The organism is Stenotrophomonas sp. P5_A8 (genome assembly GCF_056400545.1).
In genome coordinates, this window is the sequence record NZ_JBFULB010000030.1 from 1 (window position 1) to 21,069 (window position 21,069).

A 21,069-nucleotide genomic window follows, 5' to 3' on the forward strand; every position below is an offset into this window, starting at 1 on the left:
GGGTGGCGGCACGCAGTTGCCACCTGTTGCTGCTTGACGCGCGTGTTGCCGCCTATGGCGTACTCCACCATCATTTCTTCGACAGCGGGTTCATCGAAATGCTGATGGTCGGCGAAGACTTTCGCCGCCTGGGGCTGGGTGAAGCCCTGCTGCAGCATCTGGTGTCACGCTGCGAGCGACCGCGCCTGTTCACCTCCACCAACCAATCCAACGAGCCGATGCACGCCCTGCTGGCGCGCAATGGCTTCATCGTCAGCGGGCAGATCGACAACCTGGATCCAGGCGACCCGGAGACGGTGTTCTTCCGAGACGTCGCAGGCCCGGGTCAGCCTGCGCGCCACTGACTGCGGTGGCGATCGTGGCGGCACCCGCATGAAGCGTGCGGCCACAATGGAAGGCGAATTCCATACGCTTCCAGCAGGCGCCTGATGGTTCCCATGCCGCATGAGAGGGTCGATGCGCTCCCATCCTGCGCAGTCGCACTCCCGAGAGCGAGCGTTTATGGCCAGGCCTGAGAGCTGCCGCCAGGCCAAGCTACGAAAGCGTGATATTGCGACGCGTCATGTAAACGATTACATCCCCTGCTAGCGTTGGCTTCACCTCATACCGAGGGTTGCCGAGGAGAGTTGGATGGGGTTGCCTGCCAATCGCTGCACGGTCCCGCGCACGTCAGCACACGGACGCGCGCGCGCGCTGCTCCTTCCCGCCTTGCTGCTGGCGGTGACCGCTTCGGCGCAGAACCTGCCCCCACGCAGTCAGTGGCAGGCCAGCAGCTCCTCCCAGCAGGTGCCGGCCATGGCGGTCAGCCACCTCATCGACGGCGACCCGAAGACTGTCACCGGCGGCGCCTTCAGCCCCGGCCACTGGTTCCAGGTGGACCTGGGCAAACCGGCCTTGGTCAGCGGTGCACGGATTACCTGGGATGTCTCCAACCCCGAGGGCTACACGCTGCAGACCTCGCTGGACGGCAAGCAGTGGCAGCCCGCCTACACCATGACCGACTCGCTCGGCGGCATCGAAACCCTGTTCTTCGCCCCGCGTCAGGCCCGGTACCTGCGCCTGGCCAGCCCGGACCGCACCTCCGACTGGGGTGTTTCCATCTTCGAGCTGGAGCCCCTGGACAGCACCACCAGCGCGCGCGTGGCCGCGCTCACCCCGCAGCAGGCCGCCGCGCTGTGGCAGGGCGGCGGGGCGGTCTCGGTGCCGCTGCTGAAGAGCAACACCCACGCGTTCGACATCGCCCTGCCCCGCCCGCAAGCCACCACCGGCCTGGTGGTGGAGTGGGCCGGCGCGCACGGTGCGGCGCGGCTGCAGGTGCAGGACACGCACGGTGCCTGGCGCGAATTGGCCACCGATGCGCAGGCCGGTAGCCGCCAGCAGAGCTGGCTGGCCGGCGACGCACCGGTGACCGCCAAGGCGTTGCGCCTGAGCGTGGCCGGCGACGCACCGCAGGTGACGCGCATCCGCCTGCTCGGCCCGAAGGCGGTGATGACGCCGATGAAGCAGTACCAGATCGCTGCCAGCGGCGCGCAACGCGCCCTGTTCCCGGCCTCGCTGCACATGCAGCAGACCTATTGGACCGCGGTGGGCATACACGGCGGCCGGCAGAAATCGATCTTCGACGAGTACGGCAACATCGAGGCGTTCAAGGGCGCGCCCCTGGTGCAGCCGATCTGGCGCAACGCCGACGGCACCGCCGCCAGTGCAGGGCAACGCCCCGTGCAGCATGCGCTGCGCGATGGCTGGAAGCCGATGCCGTCGGCCACCTGGTCGCCACAACCCGGGCTGGAGCTGCGCAGCGAATCGTTTGCGATCGAACGCGATGGCCAGCCGGTCACCTACCTGCGCCACCGCCTGCGCAATACCGGCACCGCGCCGGTGGACGGCACCCTGGCCCTGGTGGTGCGACCGATGCAGATGAACCCGCCGTGGCAGAACGGCGGTCTGTCACCGATCCGCGAGATCGCCATCGACGGCCGCAGCGTGCGCGTCAATGGTCGCCGCCTGCTGCAGTCGTTGAGCGCGGTGGACGCGGCCGGTGCGGCGCCGTTTGGACCCGATGGCAGCACCGAGATCACTGCAGCGATCGCCAGCGGCACAGTGCCCACGGCGCAGCAGGCCACCGACACCCGCGGCCTGGCCGCAGCCGCGCTGGGCTACCGCGTGCAGCTGGCACCTGGAGAGACCCGTTCTGTTGTGGTGGCCTTCCCGCTCGGTACCGCGGCGCCCGGTCCCGATGGCGCGTTGCCCGAAGCGCCAGCGCTCGATCTGGCCGATGCCCCGCGCGACGCCGATGCCGCCTTCGACGCACTGGCCACGCGCGCATCCAACGACTGGCAGGCGCGCCTGGGCCAGGTCGGCCTGCGCCTGCCCGATTCCTCACTGGTGGACATGCTGCGCGCACAGGCCGCCTACATGCTGATCAACCAGACCGGCCCGGCCATGCAGCCCGGACCACGCAACTACAACCGCTCCTTCATCCGCGACGGCATGGCCACCTCGGCGGTGCTGCTGCGCATGGGCGAAGCCCAGGTCGCGCGCGACTACCTGGCCTGGTACAGCGAACACGGCGTGCATGCCAACGGGCTGGTCTCGCCGATCCTCAACGACGATGGCAGCGTCAACACCGGCTTCGGGTCGGATATCGAGTACGACAGCCAGGGCCAGTACGTGACGCTGGTGGCCGATGTCGCCCGGCTCGACGGCGGTCCCGAATCGGTGCGCGCCTACCTGCCCAAGGTAAAGGCGGCACTGCGTTTCCTGCAGGAACTGCGCGAGCGCACGCTGGTGCCCGGCTACATGGCCAGCCAACCTTCGCCGGAACGCTTCGCCGGCATCCTCGCCCCGTCGATCAGCCATGAGGGCTACCCCTCGCCCACGCACAGTTACTGGGACGACTACTGGGGACTGAAGGGCTGGCACGACGGCGCGTGGCTGGCCGAATCACTGGGCGATCACGATACCGCCGCGTGGGCGCGTGCGCAGTACACGGCGCTGCACGATGCACTCGCCGCCTCGATCCGCGCGACGATGGCGTGGAAGGGCATCGACTTCATCCCGTCCTCGGCCGACCTGGGCGACGGCGATCCCACGGGCGTGTCGATCGCGCTGGACCCGACCGGCGCCCAGGATGTCTTGCCGCCGGACGCGCTGCGCACCACCTTCGCGCGGTATCTGGACGATGTGCGCAAGCGCGGCCAGCCCGGTGCGTTGTACGCCTACACGCCATACGAAATCCGCAACGTGCTCAGCTATGTGCACCTCGGCCAGCCCGAGGCCGCCGACGAACTGCTGCAGGGCCTGCTGCACGACCGCCGTCCGCTGGAATGGCAGRTATTGGCCGAAGTGGTGCACTCGCGGCTGCGCTTCCCGCGCTACCTCGGCGACATGCCGCACACCTGGATTGGTGCCGAGTACGGTCGCACGCTGTTCGGGATGCTGATGCGCGAAGACGATGATGCGCTGTCGCTGCTGCCCGGTACGCCGCCGTCATGGGTGGCCGGTGATGGTCTGGCCATCGACCGCCTGCCCACCGCCTACGGCACGTTGCAGCTGCAGGCGCGACAACAGGACGCGGCCTTGCGGCTCACGCTCGGCTCGGGCCTGCGCAAGGATGCCGCGGTGCGCGTGTGGTGGCCGTCGCGGACGCGGCCGACCAGCGTGCGCGTGGATGGGCGTGCGGTGAGTGACTTCGATGCCGATGGCGTGCGGTTGAAGCAGCCATTCCGCACCCTTGAGGCGCGCTGGTAACCCGGCAAGGCAGCCGGGCATGGCCCGGCTCTACAAAACCGCAGTGCGGCCCGATCCGCATCGCCACCGCGTCAACGCACCCGGTAGAGCCGAGCCATGCTCGGCTGCTCCACCCCTCACAGGTTGGGCAACCCCGGCCGATCGGTCTGCGATTGCGCCACCGCCTCTTCGCTCACGTTCCAGCGCGGGAGTCGATCCGGACTGCCCACATGCGAGGCAGGGCACCGCCGGTGTCTACCGCGATCGCGGTCAGACGCTGCCCTCATGCTCATGCAGGGTGATCAGCGACTCCATCAGGTCCTCGTCCGCACTCGCGCAGACGGCCAGCAGCACGGCTTCCTCGCAGCCGCCATCGACGATGTATGCGTGGCCCATCTGGCTGTCGATATAGATACCCTCCCCGGTTTCCAGCACCACCGGATCGTAGAACTCGGTGTGCACCTGGATGCGCCCCTCGATCACGTGCACATACTCCTCGCCAGGATGGCGGACCAGCTCGCCGAACTCGGCCGTGGTCTTGGCGCGCACCTTGGTGATGATCGGGATCATCCGCTTGCGCCGCAGCTCGGTGCACAGATAGAAGTAGTCGTAGTTGTCGGTCTTGATCCGCAGCGCCTTGTCCAGCGTACCGAGGCTGCGCCGGGCGGTCACCGGCTTGGGCGCGGTGTCGGTCTCCGGCTCGCAGAACAGCTCGGACATGCGCAGGTTCAGCCGCTGCGACAGGTGCTGGAGCTTGTCGTAGGTCAAGGTCAGGCGGTCGTGCTCGATCTTGGACAACGTGGACAGGGGAATGTCGGTGTGTTCGCTCATTTCCTTGAGCGTCCAACCCTGACGGGTGCGCAGGCCGCGCAGCAGGGTTCCGAGCGTGGGGCTCTTCGGACTCATCAACAGGACCTTTGGGCTATTGCCAGTGAAGTTGGCAATACGATACTACGCGCCGATGAATGTCATCCTGATCAGGATGGTTTATGGCGCTTGAGCGCCCGATTGCCCTGTCCACACTCCGGCAGTGTGTTCGTATCGCCTCGCCGAATGACACCATTTCTGCCCTCTAAACGTCACATTCAGATCCCGCACGCAGCGTCGGGCACGATCACGCGCATTTGACATTTCTCTGATCAGGAATATTGTTGTCTGATCGAGACGTTTTTGACCCAGCCGTGGTTTGCGTGGGACAGCCGCGTCGTCCAGTTCCAACGGGAGCGTCAGATGCGTGTGTTGTCAGGGCTAGTCGCGGTGTGTTGTGGGCTGCTGGTGCTCTTCCAGGCCGGTGCGCAGCAGGCGCCTTCCGCGCCGCAGGTGGCGACCCGCCCCAGCGGTGAGGGCTCCACGCCCCGGCTGACCGCCGACGATGTGACCCTCTGGCTGGATGGCTTCATGCCGTATGCGATCGGGCGCGGCGATATCGCCGGTGCGGTGGTCACCGTGGTCAAGGACGGCCAGATTCTTGCCCGCCGCGGTTACGGCGTCTCCGATGTGCAGAAGCAGACGCCGGTGGACCCGGACGGCACGCTGTTCCGGATGGCGTCGGTTTCCAAGCTGATGACGTGGACCGCAGTGATGCAGCTGGTGGAAGCCGGCAAGCTGGATCTGGATACGGACATCAACCAGTACCTGGATTTCAAGGTGCCCGAACGCGGCCTGCCGATCACGTTGCGGCAGCTGATGACGCATACCGGCGGCTTCGAGGCCAACATCAAGTACATGTGGACGAGCGAAGCGGTGGCGGCGGCCGGCGGCACCGAACTGGGCCCGTACCTCAAACGCCGGATACCGGCGCAAATCTTTGCCCCGGGCACTGTGCCGGCGTATTCGAACTACGGCACCAGCCTTGCCGGCTACATCGTCGAGCGCGTATCGGGGCAGCCATTCGTCGACTACGTCGAGCAGCACATCTTCGTGCCGCTGCAGATGCAGCACGCCAGCTTTCGTCAGCCGCTGCCGCCTGCGTTGCGTGGCCGGGTCTCCCAGGGCTATGCACTGGGATCGGGCCAGCCGCGCGACTTCGAAGTCACCCCGTCCGCGCCGGCCGGGGCGATGTCGGCCACGGGCAGCGACATGGCGCGTTTCATGATCGCGCACCTGAGCGCGGCGGGCGGTCACGACACGGCCATTCTGAAGGCAGCGACCACTCAACAGATGCTGACGCCGCAGACCCGCTTCGCGCCACCACTGAACACCATGGCACTCGGGTTCTACGAGATCGACGTCAATGGTCAGCGGGTGGTGTCCCACGCCGGTGACACCTACTCGTTCCACTCGCAGCTGTTCCTGTTCCGCGACCACGACGTCGGCCTGTTCGTCGCGCTCAACAGCGCCGGCGCCAACGGCGTCACCGGCCCGATCCGCCGTGAGCTGCTGGAGAACTTCGCCGACCGCTACTTCCCGGCAGACGCCCCCGCCGCGGCACCGCAGGTAGACGCCGCGCTGGCCAGGGAACAGGCGCGCCAGCTGGCCGCACCGAGCTATCTCGATTCACGTCGCGCCGAAACCGGCATCGGCCGCACCGGCATCCTCACTCAGACGCGGCTGGAGGCGCTGGACGATGGCAGTCTGCGCCTGCCGCGCCTGAAACAGCCCAACGGACAGCCGTCCACCTTCAGGCCGATCGCACCGTGGTTATGGCAGGCGAACAACAGCGAGCTGCGCCTGGCCGCCATCCTCAAGGACGGAACGCCGGTCGGCTTCGCGGTCGACGCGTCCTCACCGTTCAACGTGTTCCTGCGCGCGGAAGGTTACCGCTCGGCGGTGTGGCTCAAGCCACTGCTGACCGCTGCCATGGCGGTACTGGCGCTTTCCGCGCTGGCCTGGCCCGTCGCCGCGTTCGTCCGCCGTCGTCATGGCCGCGTGCTGGCCTGGCCGCGCAGGACGCTGCTGGCCTATCGCCTGAGCCGCCTCGCGTGCTGGTTCATGCTGCTGGTACCTGCAGCAGCCATGGCGTTGATGGCGTGGGCGGCCGCGGATTTCGCCCGCCTGGACGACCGTCTCGATCCGGCGGTGATCGGGCTGGGCACCGCCTCCGTGATCGCCATCGTCGGCGGGCTCGCGGCGATGACCTGGAACCTGCTGCAGACGCTGCGCGGCGGACGCGGCTGGCTGGCACGCCTTTGGGCCGTGCTGCTGCTGATGGCCGCCTGCGTGCTTGCCTACGCGCTGGCTCTGATGGGCCTGGCCGACTTCGCTCTCAACTACTGACCCGTCGCCCCGCTTCGGGGCTGGAGACATCCTGTGAAACTCACCCTGCAGATCGACACGCTTGCATTGCTGGCTCCGTTCCGGATCAGCGGTTACGTTTTCGAACACGCCCAGGTGCTGCGCGTGGAACTGGAAGACGGCGGCCATCGCGGCCGTGGCGAAGCCAGTGGCGTGTACTACCTCGATGATGCGCCAGAGCAGATGCTGGCCACGCTGGAACAGCTGCGTGCGCGGATCGAAACCGGCATCAGCCGCGCCGACCTGCAGCAACTGCTGCCCCGCGGCGGCGCGCGCAACGCGCTGGACTGCGCATTGTGGGATCTGGAGGCGAGCCGGACCGGCAAACCGGCCTGGGCGCTGGCTGGGTTGTCGCAGACCCGGCCGCTGCTGACCACCTGGACCCTCGGCGCTGATGATCCGGCGACGATGCAGTCGATCGCCACCGGGCGTTATGCGGCCGCCAAGGCGCTCAAGCTCAAGCTCAGTGGCGAACTGGATATCGATAGCGAACGCGTGCGCGCCGTCCGCAAGGCGCGCCCGGAGGTATGGATGGGCGTGGACGCCAACCAGGGCTACACCGTGGACGTGCTGGACGCGTTGATGCCGGTGCTGCTGGACAACGGCATCAAGTTGCTGGAACAGCCGCTGCAGCGCGGTCGCGAAGCCGAACTCAAGGGCTTCGCACGACCGCTGCCGTTCGCTGCCGACGAAAGCGTTCAGGACGCGGCGGACATCGAAGCGCTGGCCGGTCTGTTCGACGTGATCAACATCAAGCTCGACAAGGCCGGCGGACTCACCGAAGGCCTGGCCATGGTCGACAAGGCCCGTGCACTGGGCATGCAGGTGATGGTCGGCAACATGATCGGCAGCAGCTGGGCGATGGGCCCGGCCTTCATCGTGGGCCAGCATTGCGACGTGGTCGATCTCGATGGCCCGCTGTTCCTGCGCGAGGATCGCGTCCCGGGCCTGCGCTATGACGAGGGACGGGTGCATTGCGAGGACGCGGTGTGGGGCAAGGGGGTGCAGGCATGAGCATGACATCGCGGCATCCGCGCACCCTCAGCTGGCGCGCGCTGGTGGCCGGCCTGCTGCTGACCTCCAGCGCCGTGTTCTCGCCGCTGCACGCACAGGCCCCGCCGCCCGCCGCCGCGCCGCAGCCTGCAGCCACCCGGGCGCCTGACAGCGTCACTCCCCCGCCGGCCGCCACCGGCACGCTGGATGCAGCCCGCGTCGACACCTTCCTGGACGGCCTGGTCCCCTACTTGATGGCGCAGGGCGATCTCGCCGGTGCCGTGGTCACGGTGGTCGAGAATGGCAAGGTCGTCACAGAGCGCGGCTTTGGTTTCTCCGATGTCGAGAAGCGCACGCCGGTCGATCCCAAAACCACCCTGTTCCGCCCCGGGTCCATCTCCAAACTGTTTGTCTGGACCGCGGTGATGCAGCTGGTCGAACAGGGCAAGCTGGATCTGGACGCCGACATCAACATCTACCTGGACATCAAGGTCCCGGCCAACGGTGCGCCGATCACGCTGCGCCAGATCATGACCCACACCAGCGGTCTGGAAGAGCGCATGCGCTACCTGATCGTGCTGGGCCCGGACCATCCGGCCAACCGCGACAACTTCCTCAAGGAATGGGTGCCCAACCAGATCTCCGCACCGGGCACCACGCCGGCGTATTCMAACTACGCCACCGGCATCGCCTCGTACATCGTCGAGCGGGTCAGCGGCCAGCGCTTCGAGGACTACGCCAGACAGCACATCCTGCAGCCGCTGGGCATGCAGTACGCCAGCTTCGAACAGAAGCTGCCGGCCGAGCTGCTGCCGCACGCCGCCAAGGGCTATCTGCTGGGCTCGGGCAAAAGCTACCCGGCCGAGAAGAACACCGCGCCGGGCGTGGGCGGTCTGTATGCCTCCGGCTCGGCGATGGCACGTTTCATGATGGCCACGCTCAATCATGGTGAGCTCGACGGCCAGCGCATCATGCGCGCCGAGACCAACGCACAGATGCTGACCCCGCAGCCGGCGATCCTGCCGCACCTGCCGCGCATGGCCCTGGGCTGGATGGCCTCGGACACCGGGGGCTACGACACGCGCTCACACGGCGGCACGATGCTGTTCTTCTACTCGTGGCTGTGGATGATCCCGGAACGCAACATCGGCGTCTTCGTTTCCACCAACAGCGTGGGGCGTGATGCGGCCGGTTCTGCCCTGCGCGCCCAGGTGTGGGAGCGCTTCGTCGAGAATTTCCTGCCGAYCCTGCCGATCGAACGCGCCGGCCCGGGCGTGGATGCTGCCACGGCCCGCTCGCACGCCGCTGCGCTGGCCGGGACGAGCTGGCAGAGCACGCGCCGTTCGGACAGTTCCTATCTGCGCATGCTGACGCTGTTCGCACCGATCCGCGTGCACCCGCAGGATGACGGCACCATCACCGTGGATGGCCAGAAGGGCCTCAACGGCCAGCTGCTGCGCTGGCGCGAGGTGTCGCCGTGGTTGTGGCAGCAGGAAAACGGCCGCGGCCTGTTGGAAGTGAAGGTCAAGGACGGCCGACCGGTGTACTTCTCCGGCGGTCCGTTCGCCTCGGTGTTCGGCTTTGAACCGATCCCCGGCTGGCGTTCGCCGGCGTGGCTGCGCCCTGCGCTGTTCGTCGCGCTGGGGCTGCTTACGCTGTCGGCCGTGCTGCGCGTCGGTGGCGTGTTCGTGCGCCGCTACTACCGTGTCAGCGCGCCGGCAGAAAACCGCGGCCTGCGCTGGCTGCAGACGCTGTCGATCACCACGCAGCTGGGCACCGTGGCCGCCTGGGCGCTGTACGTGAAATCGATCGCTGGCCCGGGCGCGATCTCGTCGTACACCAACGGGCCGTTGATCCTGGTGCAGGCGCTGTCCTGGCTGAGCGTGTTCGCGGCAGCGGCATTGGTCTGGGTGGCGATCCGCACCCCGGCCAGCTGGCCGCGCGTGCGCCGCTACGGCGCCTGGGTGGTCGCACTGGCAGGGCTGGTGGTGGCGTTCGTTGCCATTACCCAGCGCCTGATCAGTACCGGCCTGCAGCTCTGACCCACGGATGCCCCGCCCGATGAGCATCGCTGCACCGCCCAGGGCCTGGTTCGGGCAGCCGCCAGGCCTGACCATCCTGTTCCTCACCGAGATGTGGGAGAAATTCTCCTACTACGGCATGCGGGCGCTGCTGGTCTATTACATGACCAAGCAGCTGCTTTTCTCGCAGGAGCAGGCCTCGATGGTCTATGGCCTGTACACCGCGCTGGCCTACCTGAGCCCGGTGTTCGGCGGCCTGCTCGCCGACCGCTGGCTGGGCAAGCGGCATGCGGTGATCCTGGGCGGGGTGATCATGGCGTTCGGCCACTTCCTGATGGCCTTCGATGCCCTGCTGTATCCGGCACTGCTGGCGATCGTACTTGGCAACGGGCTGTTCCTGCCGACCCTGCCGGGCCAGGTCGGCGACCTGTACCGGCGCGATGATCCGCGTCGTGGCTCGGCGTTCAACGTGTACTACGTGGGCATCAACCTCGGCGCGTTTCTCGCGCCGCTGGTCTGCGGCACGCTGGGAGAGGTGTATGGCTGGCACGTCGGTTTCTCGGCCGCCGGCATCGGCATGCTGCTGGGCCTGGTGGTCTACATCAGCGGCCGACGGCACCTGCCACCGGATCCGCCGCGCAGCGAGCGCGCCACGCTGCCCTTCTCCGCGCTGTGGCAGCCGACCTACCGACCACTGCTGCAGCTGATGACGATGATTGCCGGATTGATCGTGGTATTCCGACTGGCCTACGAGCAGATCGGCAACACCATCGCGATCTGGCTCGATACCGGCGTGGACCGCGTGATCACCGCCGATTTCACCGTCCCGATGACCTGGTTCTTCTCGCTCAATCCGCTGCTGGTGTTCCTGATCACACCGCTGCTGGTGCGGCGCTGGACGCGGCAGGCGCGCGAGGGCCGCGAGCCGGCCGCACTGACCAAGATGGCGATCGGCGCTGCCGTGGTCGGCCTGTCATTTGCGCTGGTGGCGATGCTCGGCGGCGAACCGTCGGCCAAGGTCGGCTGGCTGTGGGCCGCGCTGTTCTTTGCGATCTTCACCCTGGGCGAGCTTTTCATTCTGCCGGTGGGGCTGGGTCTGTTCGCGCGCCTGGCGCCGGCAGGCTTCGGCGCGACGATCATCGCGTTCTGGTTCCTGGCCTCGTTCGGCGGCAATCTGCTGGCCGGCGCCGTCGGCACGCTGTGGTCAACGCTGTCCAGTGCGGTGTTTTTCTCGCTGATGGGCGGCACCTGCATGCTCGTTGCCATCCTGCTACTGCGGCTGGAACGCCGCGCGCGACCGCTGTTGGCTGGCAACGCCTCACCTGCCCCGCAGGACGCTGCCCCGGCTGCCCGTGCGGTGCGCGCGGGTTGAGGTGTCGGTGCCGCACCGTGCTTATCGGTGTGGTGACGATCGCGCTTGATCGCGGCCCGTGGTCCGGCGCAGTGCGCCCACCAGGCGCCAATCGGTCTGGGAAGCGGCCCTGGGCGCGCTCGAATTGCTGCAGCGCAATACTCCTTATTGAGACACTATTTTCTAATTGAGCTTGACATATCTCTGATCAGGATAAATATTCCTTGCACAGGATTTGTAGGGACATCGAAATGCCCGATCAGTTTCCGCACGTCTCCGACCGCCGCGCGTGTCGTTCGCTGCCCATGTCCTCTCCCCTGACCGATGTGCCGACACGCTGCTGCCGCGGCACCGCGCGCGTCCACCGCACTCCCCGATGCAACGCCACGCGGCTGTCGCAGTCCCGGATCGCCGTCGTTTTCTCTGCCTGACCCCGTTCCTGATGCCTGAGAGCCCGCACATGCGCAAGCCGATGAAACGTTCGATCCTCGCCTCCACCGTCACGCTGTGCTGCATGGGCCTTGCCACCTCGGCGATGGCCCAGGACGCCAACGCCGATGGCAGCCGCAGCACGCCCGATGTCGTCGAGCTTGATCGCGTAGTGGCCACCGCGCAGAAGCGCAGCGAGAACGTCATGGAGGTGGCTGCCGGCGTCAGCGTGATCAGCGAAGAACGCCTCGAAGCATTCGGCGCCACCCGCTTGAACGACTTCGCCGCCTACGTCCCCGGCTTCCAGGTGGACAGTGGCGGCGCGCCGGGCCAGACCACGATGGCGTTGCGCGGCGTGGCGCCGCTCGGCGGTGGCTCGATCATCGGCACCTACATCGATGACACACCGATCGGCACGAGCAGCAACAAGCAGCGCGCAACCACCTACGCGCTGGATCTGCTGCCCTACGACATCCAAAGCGTGGAAGTGCTGCGCGGCCCGCAGGGCACCCTCTACGGCGCCAGCTCGATGGGCGGCCTGTTCAAGTACATCACCAAGGCCGCCGATCCGGATGGCCTCGAGTTCCGCGCCGGCATGGACGTCAATGCCACCCGGGAGGCCGGCGACGTCGGCACGGGCGTGCGCACCTCGTTCAACGTGCCGCTGGTCGAAGGCAAGCTGGGCCTGCGCGCCAGCATGTCGCGCCAGGGCACGCCCGGCTATGTCGACCAGCCGGATCTGGCCGGCGATGACGCCAAAGACAGCAACGGCTACTACCAGCTGGCCTCGCGCCTGGCCTTGACTTGGCGCATCAGCGACACCGCCAACCTGCGCGTGCAGGCGCTGTCGCAGATCGTGGATGCCGACAACTCCAGCGCGGTAGGCCTGACCTATCCCACGCTGGAGCCAATCCGCGGCCCGCTCGAAGGCATCCTCCAGCGCGCGACGCCGTACCGGATGGAGACCGACTACTACTCGGCGATCCTCGACTGGGATCTGGGCAACGTCGATTTCGTCTCCGCTTCCAGTTTCTCCGAAACCCGCATGGACGAAGTGCAGGATTCCACCCTGGTCTATGGCGCGGCGTGGCCGCTGCTGACCCGGTATCCGGCCGGACAGGCGCAGTTCGATGTCTTCCTCGGCACCCGCAAATGGACCCAGGAATTCCGCCTGAATTCCAAGGAAAACGCGCGCTTTGAATGGTTGCTCGGCACCTTCTTCACCGGTGAGAAGAACGCCAACCGCCAGCAGGTCAGCGCCTACGATGCCAACGGGATACCGCTGCCGTTCAATCCCGGCACCGCCAGCCTGCCCGGCACCTACGACGAGCAGGCGATCTTCGCCGATGTCACCTACAAATTCAGCCCGCGTTTCGATGTGTCCGCCGGCGTGCGGCATGCGCGTAACCAGCAGGATTTCGAACAGCACAGCGTCGGGCTGCTGTACGGTCCGCGACCGATCGACCTGGCCGACGACGCCGATGACAGCGTGACCACCTGGAAACTCGCCTCGCGCTGGCACTTCAACGAAAACGCGATGCTCTACGCCCGCTACGCCACCGGCTACCGCCCGGGTGGACCGAACGTGTCGACCTCCGGCGTGGTGCCCATGACCAAGGCCGACACGCTGGACAACCTCGAACTCGGCTTCAAGTCGCACTTCTGGGACCGTCGGGCGATGATCGATCTGGCCCTGTTCCGGATCGACTGGGACGACATCCAGGTGCGCGTTTCCGAGAACGGCCTGAGTTGGATGGGCAATGCTGGCAGCGCGCGCAGCCAGGGCGCGGAGCTGAGCTTCATGGTGCGTCCGGCCGAGCGCCTGACGGTCGGGCTCAACGCGGCCTACATCGATTCGAAGATCGGCGATGTGCCGGCCTCCAGCGGCCTGGTCGCCGGCAGCCGCATGCCGATGACGCCGCGGCTGAGCTGGTCGACCACCGTCGACTACGATTTCGATGTGACCGCGCAGTGGCAGGGCCGGGTCGGTGCCGGCTATCGCGTCACCGGCGCGCGCGTGGCCGGCGCGTACGAGATCGACAGCTACAACGCCCTGGACCTGCATGCCGAACTGACCAACATGACCTGGACCGTGCGTCTGTACGCGCGCAATGCCGCCGACGAGCGTGCCTATGTGTCGACCGGCGCGGTGCGCGATGCACTCAACCGCTACGTCGCGGTGACCGGCGTGCCGTTGCAGCCGCGCACCATCGGCATGTCGATCGACTATCGCTACTGAGTGCCACCTGCGCGCCCGGCGACGCCTTATCCCGTCCCGTGACCGCCTCCCTCCCCCACTACCCCGGATCCCCATGAGCTCGACGCCCACCGCAGCCGTTCAGGCACTTGCCGCCCTCCCCCAACCGTACCTGCTGTTCCTGGGCGATATCACTGAGGCGGGCTTCGCCAAGACCGCGATCGGCCTGCACGACTGGGCGCCGGAAGTGTGTGTTGCCGAATGGAGCCTGCCGGGCTGCCCGATCACCACCGGCCTGCCGAGCATGACGCCGGCGCAGGCGCGCGCCGCCGGTGCGCGTGCGATGGTGATCGGCGTCGCCAACGGCGGTGGGGTAATTCCGCCGCAGTGGCTGCCCGCGCTGGTCGACGCGCTTGAACAGGGCCTGGACCTGGTGAGCGGCATGCACCAGAAGCTCGGTGACATTCCGGAGCTGGCCGCCGTCGCCGACGGCCACGGACGTGCGCTGATCAACGTGCGCATCCCGCCACGCGGCATTCCGGTCGGCAACGGGCGCAAGCGCACCGGCAAGCGCGTGCTCACCGTCGGCACGGACTGCGCGCTGGGCAAGAAGTACACCGCACTGGCCCTGGCGCGCGGCCTGCGCGGGCTCGGCGTAGCGGCCGACTTCCGCGCCAGCGGCCAGACCGGCATCCTGATCGCCGGCAGCGGCATTCCGATGGACGCGGTGGTCGCCGATTTCTCGGCAGGCGCCGCCGAGCTGCTCAGCCCGGATGCGGCCGACGATCACTGGGATGTGATCGAAGGCCAGGGCTCGCTGTTCCACCCCGCCTACGCCGGTGTCAGCCTCGGCCTGCTGCACGGCAGCCAACCGGATGTGTTCGTGGTCTGCCACCAGCCGGGGCGCAAGCACGTGCTCGGTTATCCGGACTATCCACTGCCCTCCATCGAAGAGGTGATCGCATTGACCGTGCAACTGGGGCGCCGCACCAACCCTGACATCCGCTGTGTCGGCGTCAGTCTCAACACCCACGGCATGACCGAGGCTGCGGCATCGGCTGCCTGTGCGGAGGTCAGCGCGCGTCTCGGTCTGCCCGCGGCTGACCCGATGCGGCAAGATGGAACGTTCAACCGTTTGCTGGAGGCCTGCATCGCATGAAGATGACATCCCGTACCTTGAGCTTGTGCGTCGCGGCCGTGCTGGGCCTGAGCCCGCTCGCCGCCTTCAGCGCCAGCCGGACCCGTCCGGTGGAAACCGAAGTCGCACGCCTGGCCACATTGATCGACGGCAAGGTCGGTGTCTCGGCATGGCGCCTGGATGGCAAGGGCGAGCAGGTGCATCTGAATCCCGATGAAGGCTTCCCGATGGCCAGCACGTTCAAGGTCGCCGTCGCCGCCGTGATCCTGAGCAAGGTGGATGCCGGCGAACTGGCGCTGACCACGATGGTGCCGGTGCCGAAATCCTTCTACGTCGATTCGGAAGTGATCGCCGACCGCTTCATCCACGACGGCGTGAGCCTGTCGGTGCACAACCTGCTCGAAGTGATGTTGACCCAGAGCGACAACACCGCCACCGACGTATTGGTGGCCCAGGCCGGCGGACCGGCCGCGGTCACCGCCTGGCTGCGCGCGCACGGCATCAACGGCCAGCGTCTGGATCGCAACACCCGGCAGCTGCTCAGCGATATCTTTGGCCTCGGCGATGCCCCGCTGACCAAGGAACGCGTCGCGGAACTGACCCTCGACCCGGAGGTCGTCAAGCGCACCAAGTCCGGCAGCGAGGCCTTCGACAAGGATCCGCGCGACACCTCCACGCCGCGTGCGATGTCGACCCTGCTGACCCAGCTGTTCACCGGCAAGGCACTCAGCCCGGCCAGCACCGAGGTGCTGGTGCAGATCATGGAGCGTTGCCGGACCTGCAGCGCACGCCTGCGCGGCAGCCTGCCGCCGGGCACCAAGGTGGCCGACAAGAGCGGTACCGTCGCCGGYACCGTCAACGACGTCGGCGTGGTCACCCTGCCCGACGGCAGCCGGTTCGCCATCTCGGTGTTCGTCAAGGCCAGCAACGCACCGCGCAGCGAACGTGAGCGGGTGATCGCCGAGATCGCCCGCACCGTGCGCGATTTCTACCTGCTGCAGCCCACGGCCGCCGGCAAGTGACCGCCGCCGCCAGCCGGTTCCAGCGTTATCTGTTGCCCGGCCTGGCGTTCAAATCCGCCGTGATCGGCGGCGGGTACGCCACCGGCCGTGAGCTGGCGGAGTTCTTCCTGCCCTCGGGCCCGTGGGGCGGCCTGGCCGCGATGGTGTTGTCGATGCTGATCTGGAGCGTGATCTGCATCCTGACGTTCCTGCTGGCACGGGCGATCGGTGCCAACGACTACCGCACCTTCTTCCGGCATCTGCTGGGGCGTGGTTGGTGGACCTTCGAAATCGCCTATCTGGCGCTCATCGTGGTGGTACTGGCCGTGTTCGGCGCGGCCGCCGGCGAACTGGCCACGACCATGTTCGGTTGGCCACGGATCGTCGGCACGCTGCTGCTGGTGGCGATCATCACCGGCGTGGTGCAGGCCGGCACCAACGCCGTCGAACGCATGTTCAAGCTGATGTCGGCCTTCATGTACGTGGTGTATGCCATCGCCGCGTGCCTGATCCTGTCCCGCTTCGGCCACGGCACCCTGGCGCAGTTGTCCAACACCCCGGACCTCGGCCCGGGCTGGGTGCTCAACGGGGTGACCTACGCCGGCTATAACGTGTTCGCGGCGGTCTCGATCCTGCTGGTCGTGCGCCACCTGCTGTGCCGTCGCGACGCGGTGATTGCCGGCGCCCTGGCCGGCCCGTTGGCGATCCTGCCGGCGATCGTGTTCTACGTCTGCATGATCGCGTTCCTGCCGGACATCGCCGACGCGCCGCTGCCTTCCGACCTCATGCTCGGCCAGCTCGGCCTGCCGTGGTTCCAGTGGCTGTTCCGCCTGATGATCATGGTCGCCCTGGTGGAAACCGGGGTCACGCTGATGGCCTCGGTGGACGGCCGCATCGGCGTCAACTGGAAAGAACGCACCGGCGCCGCGCCCGGACGCGGCGTGCGCGTGGCGATCATCGCCGCGATCCTGCTGGCAGCCGTTTTCCTTGCCGACGGGATCGGCCTGGTGGCACTGATCGCCAAGGGCTACCGGCTGCTGGCCTACGCCATCCTGGCCACCTATGTGGTGCCGTTGCTGGCGTACTCGGCGTGGCAGCTCTGGTCACGTCGCGGGCGGGCCTTCACGCCGCCGGGGGCGGAACCGCCCTGCCCGCGCCCTGCCATGACGGATGCCCTCGGCACTTACCCGCCACAGGCAAAGACCAGGAACTGATGCAGCGCGCGTGCCGGCGCGGACAGGTCCTCGTCCGGGCGCCAGACCAGGCCGACGTCCATCGGCGGCACTGCATCGGTCAAGGTGCGCACGTCGATCCGGCGCCCCTCCAGCGACCACGGCCGATAGACCATGTCCGACAGGATGCTCACCCCGAACCCGTAGGCGACCATGCCGCGCAGCGCTTCCAGCGACGAGGTGCGGAAAGCCACGTTGGGCGCGCGCCCGACCGAACGCCAGTAGCGCATCGCCGACTCCTGCCCMTCGTCGACCGTCAGCATGATGTAGGGATACGGCGCGACGTCAGCCGGACTGATCACCGGCAACTGCAGCAGCGGGTGCGACTCGGCCAGCCACAGTTGGCGGCGCGACCGGATCAGCACCTGCCGACGCAGTACGTACGGCTCGGCCATGTTGGAGATGATGCACAAGCCGAAATCGAGCTCGCCGCTGCTGACGCCCTGCTCGATCGTCGCCCGGTCCATGTCCACCAGCTCGACCTCCACCTGCGGATAGGAGCGTTTGAAGCGCGCCAGCAGGCTCGGCAGGAAATAGCCGAGCACGGTGTAGGAAGCGCCGATCCTGACCCGGCCCGGCAGCGTGTTGGCCAGGAACATCGGCTCGCTCAGGGCGTCCTGCAGGGTGTCCAGGATGTGCCGGACGTGCTGGTGGAAACGGTGGCCCTCGGCGGTCAGGCCGACCCCGTGCGGCAGGCGATCGAACAGTTTCAGCCCCAGCGCGGCCTCCAGCTGGGCAACGGCGGTGGTGATCACCGACTGGGAGACGTGCAGCTTGCGCGCGGCCTGCGAGAACTGTCCCAGCTCCGCCGCCTCGGCGAAATAGCGCATCTGGCGCAGGGTCAGGTTGGCTGGGATTTGCATGCACCGCTCCCGTAGCATGGAGATATCTGAATAAACAATACCTCATACGCTATTAAACAAATTTACGATATGCCGCCGTGCCTCTAGACTTCACACCGGGTGCAATGCGCCATGGCCCCAGCCGCCTTGAAAGCGCTGGTCCTTACCCGCTTCGCGACGGGATCCCCCGGGATGCCGGCGCGTCAACATCGCCATTACCGTTGCCCCCCGCCTGCGGTAAGCCTGTAGCTCCATGACCCAAGCCCAGCGAGGCCCCTGACATGTCATCACCCCAGATTCCCGCCACCAGCGCGCCGTTGCGTCTGCACGTGCCCGAGCCCAGCGCCCGCCCCGGCCAGGCCACCGACTTTTCCTATCTGAAGCTGAGCCCCGCCGGCGCGGTCGACAAGCCGCCCGTGGACGTGAGCGCCAGCCAGACCGCACCGCTGACCGGCCAGCTGATCCGCGTGCTGGACGACAACGGCGACGCCGTGGGTCCGTGGGCCGCCGACATCGACGACGCGGTGCTGCTGCGTGCGATGCACGCCATGCTCAAGACCCGCGCCTACGACGCGCGCATGCTGATCGCCCAGCGCCAGAAGAAGACCTCGTTCTACATCCAGTGCCTGGGTGAAGAAGCGATCGCGGTCGGCCAGACCCTGGCGCTGCGCGATGACGACATGCAGTTCCCGACCTATCGCCAGCAGGGCATCCTGGTCACCAAGGACGTCTCGCTGGTCGACATGATCTGCCAGGTGCTGTCCAACGCGGCCGACCCGCTGAAAGGCCGCCAGCTGCCGATCATGTACTCGTACAAGGACTACGGCTTCTTCTCGATCTCGGGCAACCTGACCACCCAGTACATCCAGGCGGTGGGCTGGGCGATGGCCTCGGCGATCAAGGGCGACACCCGCATCGCCACCGCATGGGTGGGCGATGGGGCGACCGCCGAAGGCGATTTCCACGCCGCGCTGACCTTCGCCCACGTGTACCGCGCCCCGGTCGTGCTCAACGTGGTCAACAACCAGTGGGCGATCTCCACCTTCCAGGCCATCGCCGGCGGTGAGAACACCACCTTTGCCGCGCGCGGCGTGGGCTACGGCATTCCGTCGCTGCGTGTGGACGGCAACGATCTGCTGGCCGTGTACGCGGCCTCGCGCTGGGCCGCCGAACGCGCCCGCAGCAATCTCGGCCCGACCCTGATCGAGTGGGTGACCTACCGCGCCGGCCCGCATTCGACCTCGGATGATCCGTCCAAGTACCGCCCGGCCGACGATGCCCAGCACTTCCCGCTCGGCGATCCGATCGACCGCCTGAAGCAGCACCTGATCAAGCGCGGCCTGTGGAGCGATCAGCAGCACGACGAAGTGCGCACCGAACTCGATGCCGAGGTCCTGCGTGCCCTCAAGGAAGCCGAGACCCACGGGTTGCTCGGCAGCGACAACCGTCCCGGCGCGGCCCTCATGTTCGAAGACGTCTACAAGGACATGCCCGAACACCTCCGTCGCCAGCGTCAGCAGTTGGGAGTCTGAACACATGAGCGGGATTGAACAGAACAACACCGGCGGCACGCCGATGACCATGATCCAGGCGCTGCGCTCGGCGATGGACGTGATGCTGGAACGCGACGACAACGTGGTGGTCTTCGGCCAGGACGTGGGCTACTTCGGCGGCGTGTTCCGCTGCACCGATGGCCTGCAGACCAAGTACGGCAAGCAGCGCGTGTTCGATGCGCCGATCTCCGAGAACGGCATCGCCGGCGCGGCGATCGGCATGGCCGCCTACGGCCTGCGCCCGGTCGCCGAGATCCAGTTCGCCGATTACATCTACCCGGCCTACGACCAGATCGTCTCCGAAGCGGCGCGCATGCGCTATCGCTCCGGCGGCAGCTTCACCTCCTCGCTGGTGTTCCGTACCCCGTGCGGCGGTGGCATCTACGGTGGCCAGACCCACAGCCAGAGCCCGGAGGCGATCTTCGCCCACGCCACCGGCCTGCGCACGGTCATGCCGTCCAACCCGTACGACGCCAAGGGCCTGCTGATCGCCTCGATCGAGAACGACGATCCGGTGATCTTCCTGGAGCCCAAGCGCCTGTACAACGGCCCGTTCGACGGTCACCACGACCGCCCGGTCACCGCGTGGTCCAAGTACCCGGACAACCTGGTGCCGGAGGGCTACTACAACGTGCCGCTGGACAAGGCCGCCATCGCCCGCGAAGGCAAGGCACTGACGATCATCACCTACGGCACCACCGTGTGGGTAGCCAAGGCCGCCGCCGAAGATGCCGGGATCGATGCCGAAGTGATCGACCTACGCAGCCTGTGGCCGCTGGACCTGGACGCCATCGTCAATTCGGTCAAAAAGACCGGCCGCTGCATCGTGCTGCACGAAGCCACGCGCACCTGCGGCTTCGGCGCCGAGCTGGTCGCCCTGGTGCAGGAGCATTGCTTCTACCACCTGCAGGCGCCGGTGGAACGCGTTACCGGTTGGGACACCCCGTATCCGCACGCGCAGGAATGGGACTACTTCCCGGGTCCGTCCCGGGTCATCGATGCAATGCAGCGCGTGCTGGAGGACYGAACCATGGGACATCACGTCATCAAGATGCCGGACATCGGTGAAGGTATCGCCGAAGTCGAACTGATCACCTGGAAGGTCGAGGTCGGTGGCCCGGTCGCCGAAGACCAGGTCGTGGCCGAGGTCATGACCGACAAGGCCATGGTCGAGATCCCCTCGCCCGTGTCAGGCACCGTCGTCTCGCTGGGTGGCAAGCCCGGCCAGATGATGGCCGTCGGCAGCGAGCTGATCCGCCTGGAAGTGGACGGTGCCGGAAATGCCAGCGCCACCAGTGCACCGGCCGCCGCGGCGCCTGCCGAACCGGTTGCCGCGCCCAAGGCGGCCG

The 21,069-nt window shown here is 67.2% G+C and carries 14 protein-coding genes; 12 read left to right on the plus strand and 2 right to left on the minus strand.

Going from position 1 to position 21,069, the window contains the following annotated elements; all coding sequences use genetic code 11:
- On the plus strand, window positions 1–344 hold a 344-nt coding region (locus tag AC1DQP_RS03965; RefSeq protein ID WP_478051136.1), incomplete at its 5' end, for a GNAT family N-acetyltransferase.
- 286 nt (window positions 345–630) lie between these two features.
- Window positions 631–3,750, plus strand: coding sequence for a galactose-binding domain-containing protein (locus tag AC1DQP_RS03970; protein ID WP_478051137.1), 3,120 nt, complete (start codon window positions 631–633; stop codon window positions 3,748–3,750).
- 249 nt (window positions 3,751–3,999) lie between these two features.
- Here AC1DQP_RS03970 and AC1DQP_RS03975 read toward each other — a convergent pair whose 3' ends face one another.
- Window positions 4,000–4,635 (minus strand): helix-turn-helix domain-containing protein, encoded by a 636-nt coding sequence (locus tag AC1DQP_RS03975; protein ID WP_457320775.1) that lies wholly within the window; start codon window positions 4,633–4,635, stop codon window positions 4,000–4,002.
- Window positions 4,636–4,959: 324 nt separating this feature from the next.
- Between AC1DQP_RS03975 and AC1DQP_RS03980 the strand changes: the two genes are divergently transcribed.
- The 8 genes from AC1DQP_RS03980 (at window position 4,960) to AC1DQP_RS04015 (ending at window position 17,307) form a co-directional block, all read left to right on the plus strand.
- The gene (locus AC1DQP_RS03980; RefSeq protein WP_478051138.1) at window positions 4,960–6,945 is read left to right on the plus strand and encodes a serine hydrolase domain-containing protein; all 1,986 of its coding nucleotides are present in this window, start codon (window positions 4,960–4,962) and stop codon (window positions 6,943–6,945) included.
- 33 nt (window positions 6,946–6,978) lie between these two features.
- Window positions 6,979–7,977 carry a dipeptide epimerase gene (locus tag AC1DQP_RS03985; protein ID WP_478051139.1) on the plus strand — a complete coding sequence of 333 codons (999 nt, stop codon included), beginning with the start codon at window positions 6,979–6,981 and terminating at the stop codon, window positions 7,975–7,977.
- Window positions 7,974–9,998 (plus strand): serine hydrolase domain-containing protein, encoded by a 2,025-nt coding sequence (locus AC1DQP_RS03990; protein WP_478051140.1) that lies wholly within the window; start codon window positions 7,974–7,976, stop codon window positions 9,996–9,998. The genes AC1DQP_RS03985 and AC1DQP_RS03990 overlap by 4 nt, the downstream gene beginning before the upstream one ends.
- A 19-nt stretch (window positions 9,999–10,017) precedes the next feature.
- The gene (locus tag AC1DQP_RS03995) at window positions 10,018–11,349 is read left to right on the plus strand and encodes a peptide MFS transporter (protein WP_478051141.1); all 1,332 of its coding nucleotides are present in this window, start codon (window positions 10,018–10,020) and stop codon (window positions 11,347–11,349) included.
- Between the two features lie 451 nt (window positions 11,350–11,800).
- Window positions 11,801–13,996 (plus strand): TonB-dependent receptor, encoded by a 2,196-nt coding sequence (locus AC1DQP_RS04000; protein ID WP_478051142.1) that lies wholly within the window; start codon window positions 11,801–11,803, stop codon window positions 13,994–13,996.
- Window positions 13,997–14,069: 73 nt separating this feature from the next.
- Window positions 14,070–15,113, plus strand: a complete 1,044-nt coding sequence (locus AC1DQP_RS04005; protein WP_457318732.1) for an N-acetyltransferase DgcN family protein — start codon at window positions 14,070–14,072, stop codon at window positions 15,111–15,113.
- Window positions 15,110–16,114 carry a class A beta-lactamase gene (bla, locus tag AC1DQP_RS04010; RefSeq protein ID WP_457318731.1) on the plus strand — a complete coding sequence of 335 codons (1,005 nt, stop codon included), beginning with the start codon at window positions 15,110–15,112 and terminating at the stop codon, window positions 16,112–16,114. The genes AC1DQP_RS04005 and bla overlap by 4 nt, the downstream gene beginning before the upstream one ends.
- The gene (locus tag AC1DQP_RS04015) at window positions 16,111–17,307 is read left to right on the plus strand and encodes a YkvI family membrane protein (protein WP_478051143.1); all 1,197 of its coding nucleotides are present in this window, start codon (window positions 16,111–16,113) and stop codon (window positions 17,305–17,307) included. The genes bla and AC1DQP_RS04015 overlap by 4 nt, the downstream gene beginning before the upstream one ends.
- Here AC1DQP_RS04015 and AC1DQP_RS04020 read toward each other — a convergent pair.
- Entirely contained in the window at window positions 17,277–18,188 is a 912-nt protein-coding gene (locus AC1DQP_RS04020) for a LysR family transcriptional regulator (protein WP_478051144.1), read from the minus strand. The genes AC1DQP_RS04015 and AC1DQP_RS04020 overlap by 31 nt on opposite strands.
- Window positions 18,189–18,448: 260 nt before the next feature.
- Between AC1DQP_RS04020 and AC1DQP_RS04025 the strand changes: the two genes are divergently transcribed.
- Both AC1DQP_RS04025 and AC1DQP_RS04030 read left to right on the plus strand, forming a co-directional pair.
- Window positions 18,449–19,699, plus strand: coding sequence for a 3-methyl-2-oxobutanoate dehydrogenase (2-methylpropanoyl-transferring) subunit alpha (locus AC1DQP_RS04025; RefSeq protein ID WP_457318725.1), 1,251 nt, complete (start codon window positions 18,449–18,451; stop codon window positions 19,697–19,699).
- 4 nt (window positions 19,700–19,703) lie between these two features.
- The coding region (locus AC1DQP_RS04030) for an alpha-ketoacid dehydrogenase subunit beta (RefSeq protein ID WP_478051145.1) at window positions 19,704–21,069 on the plus strand (1,366 nt) is incomplete at its 3' end.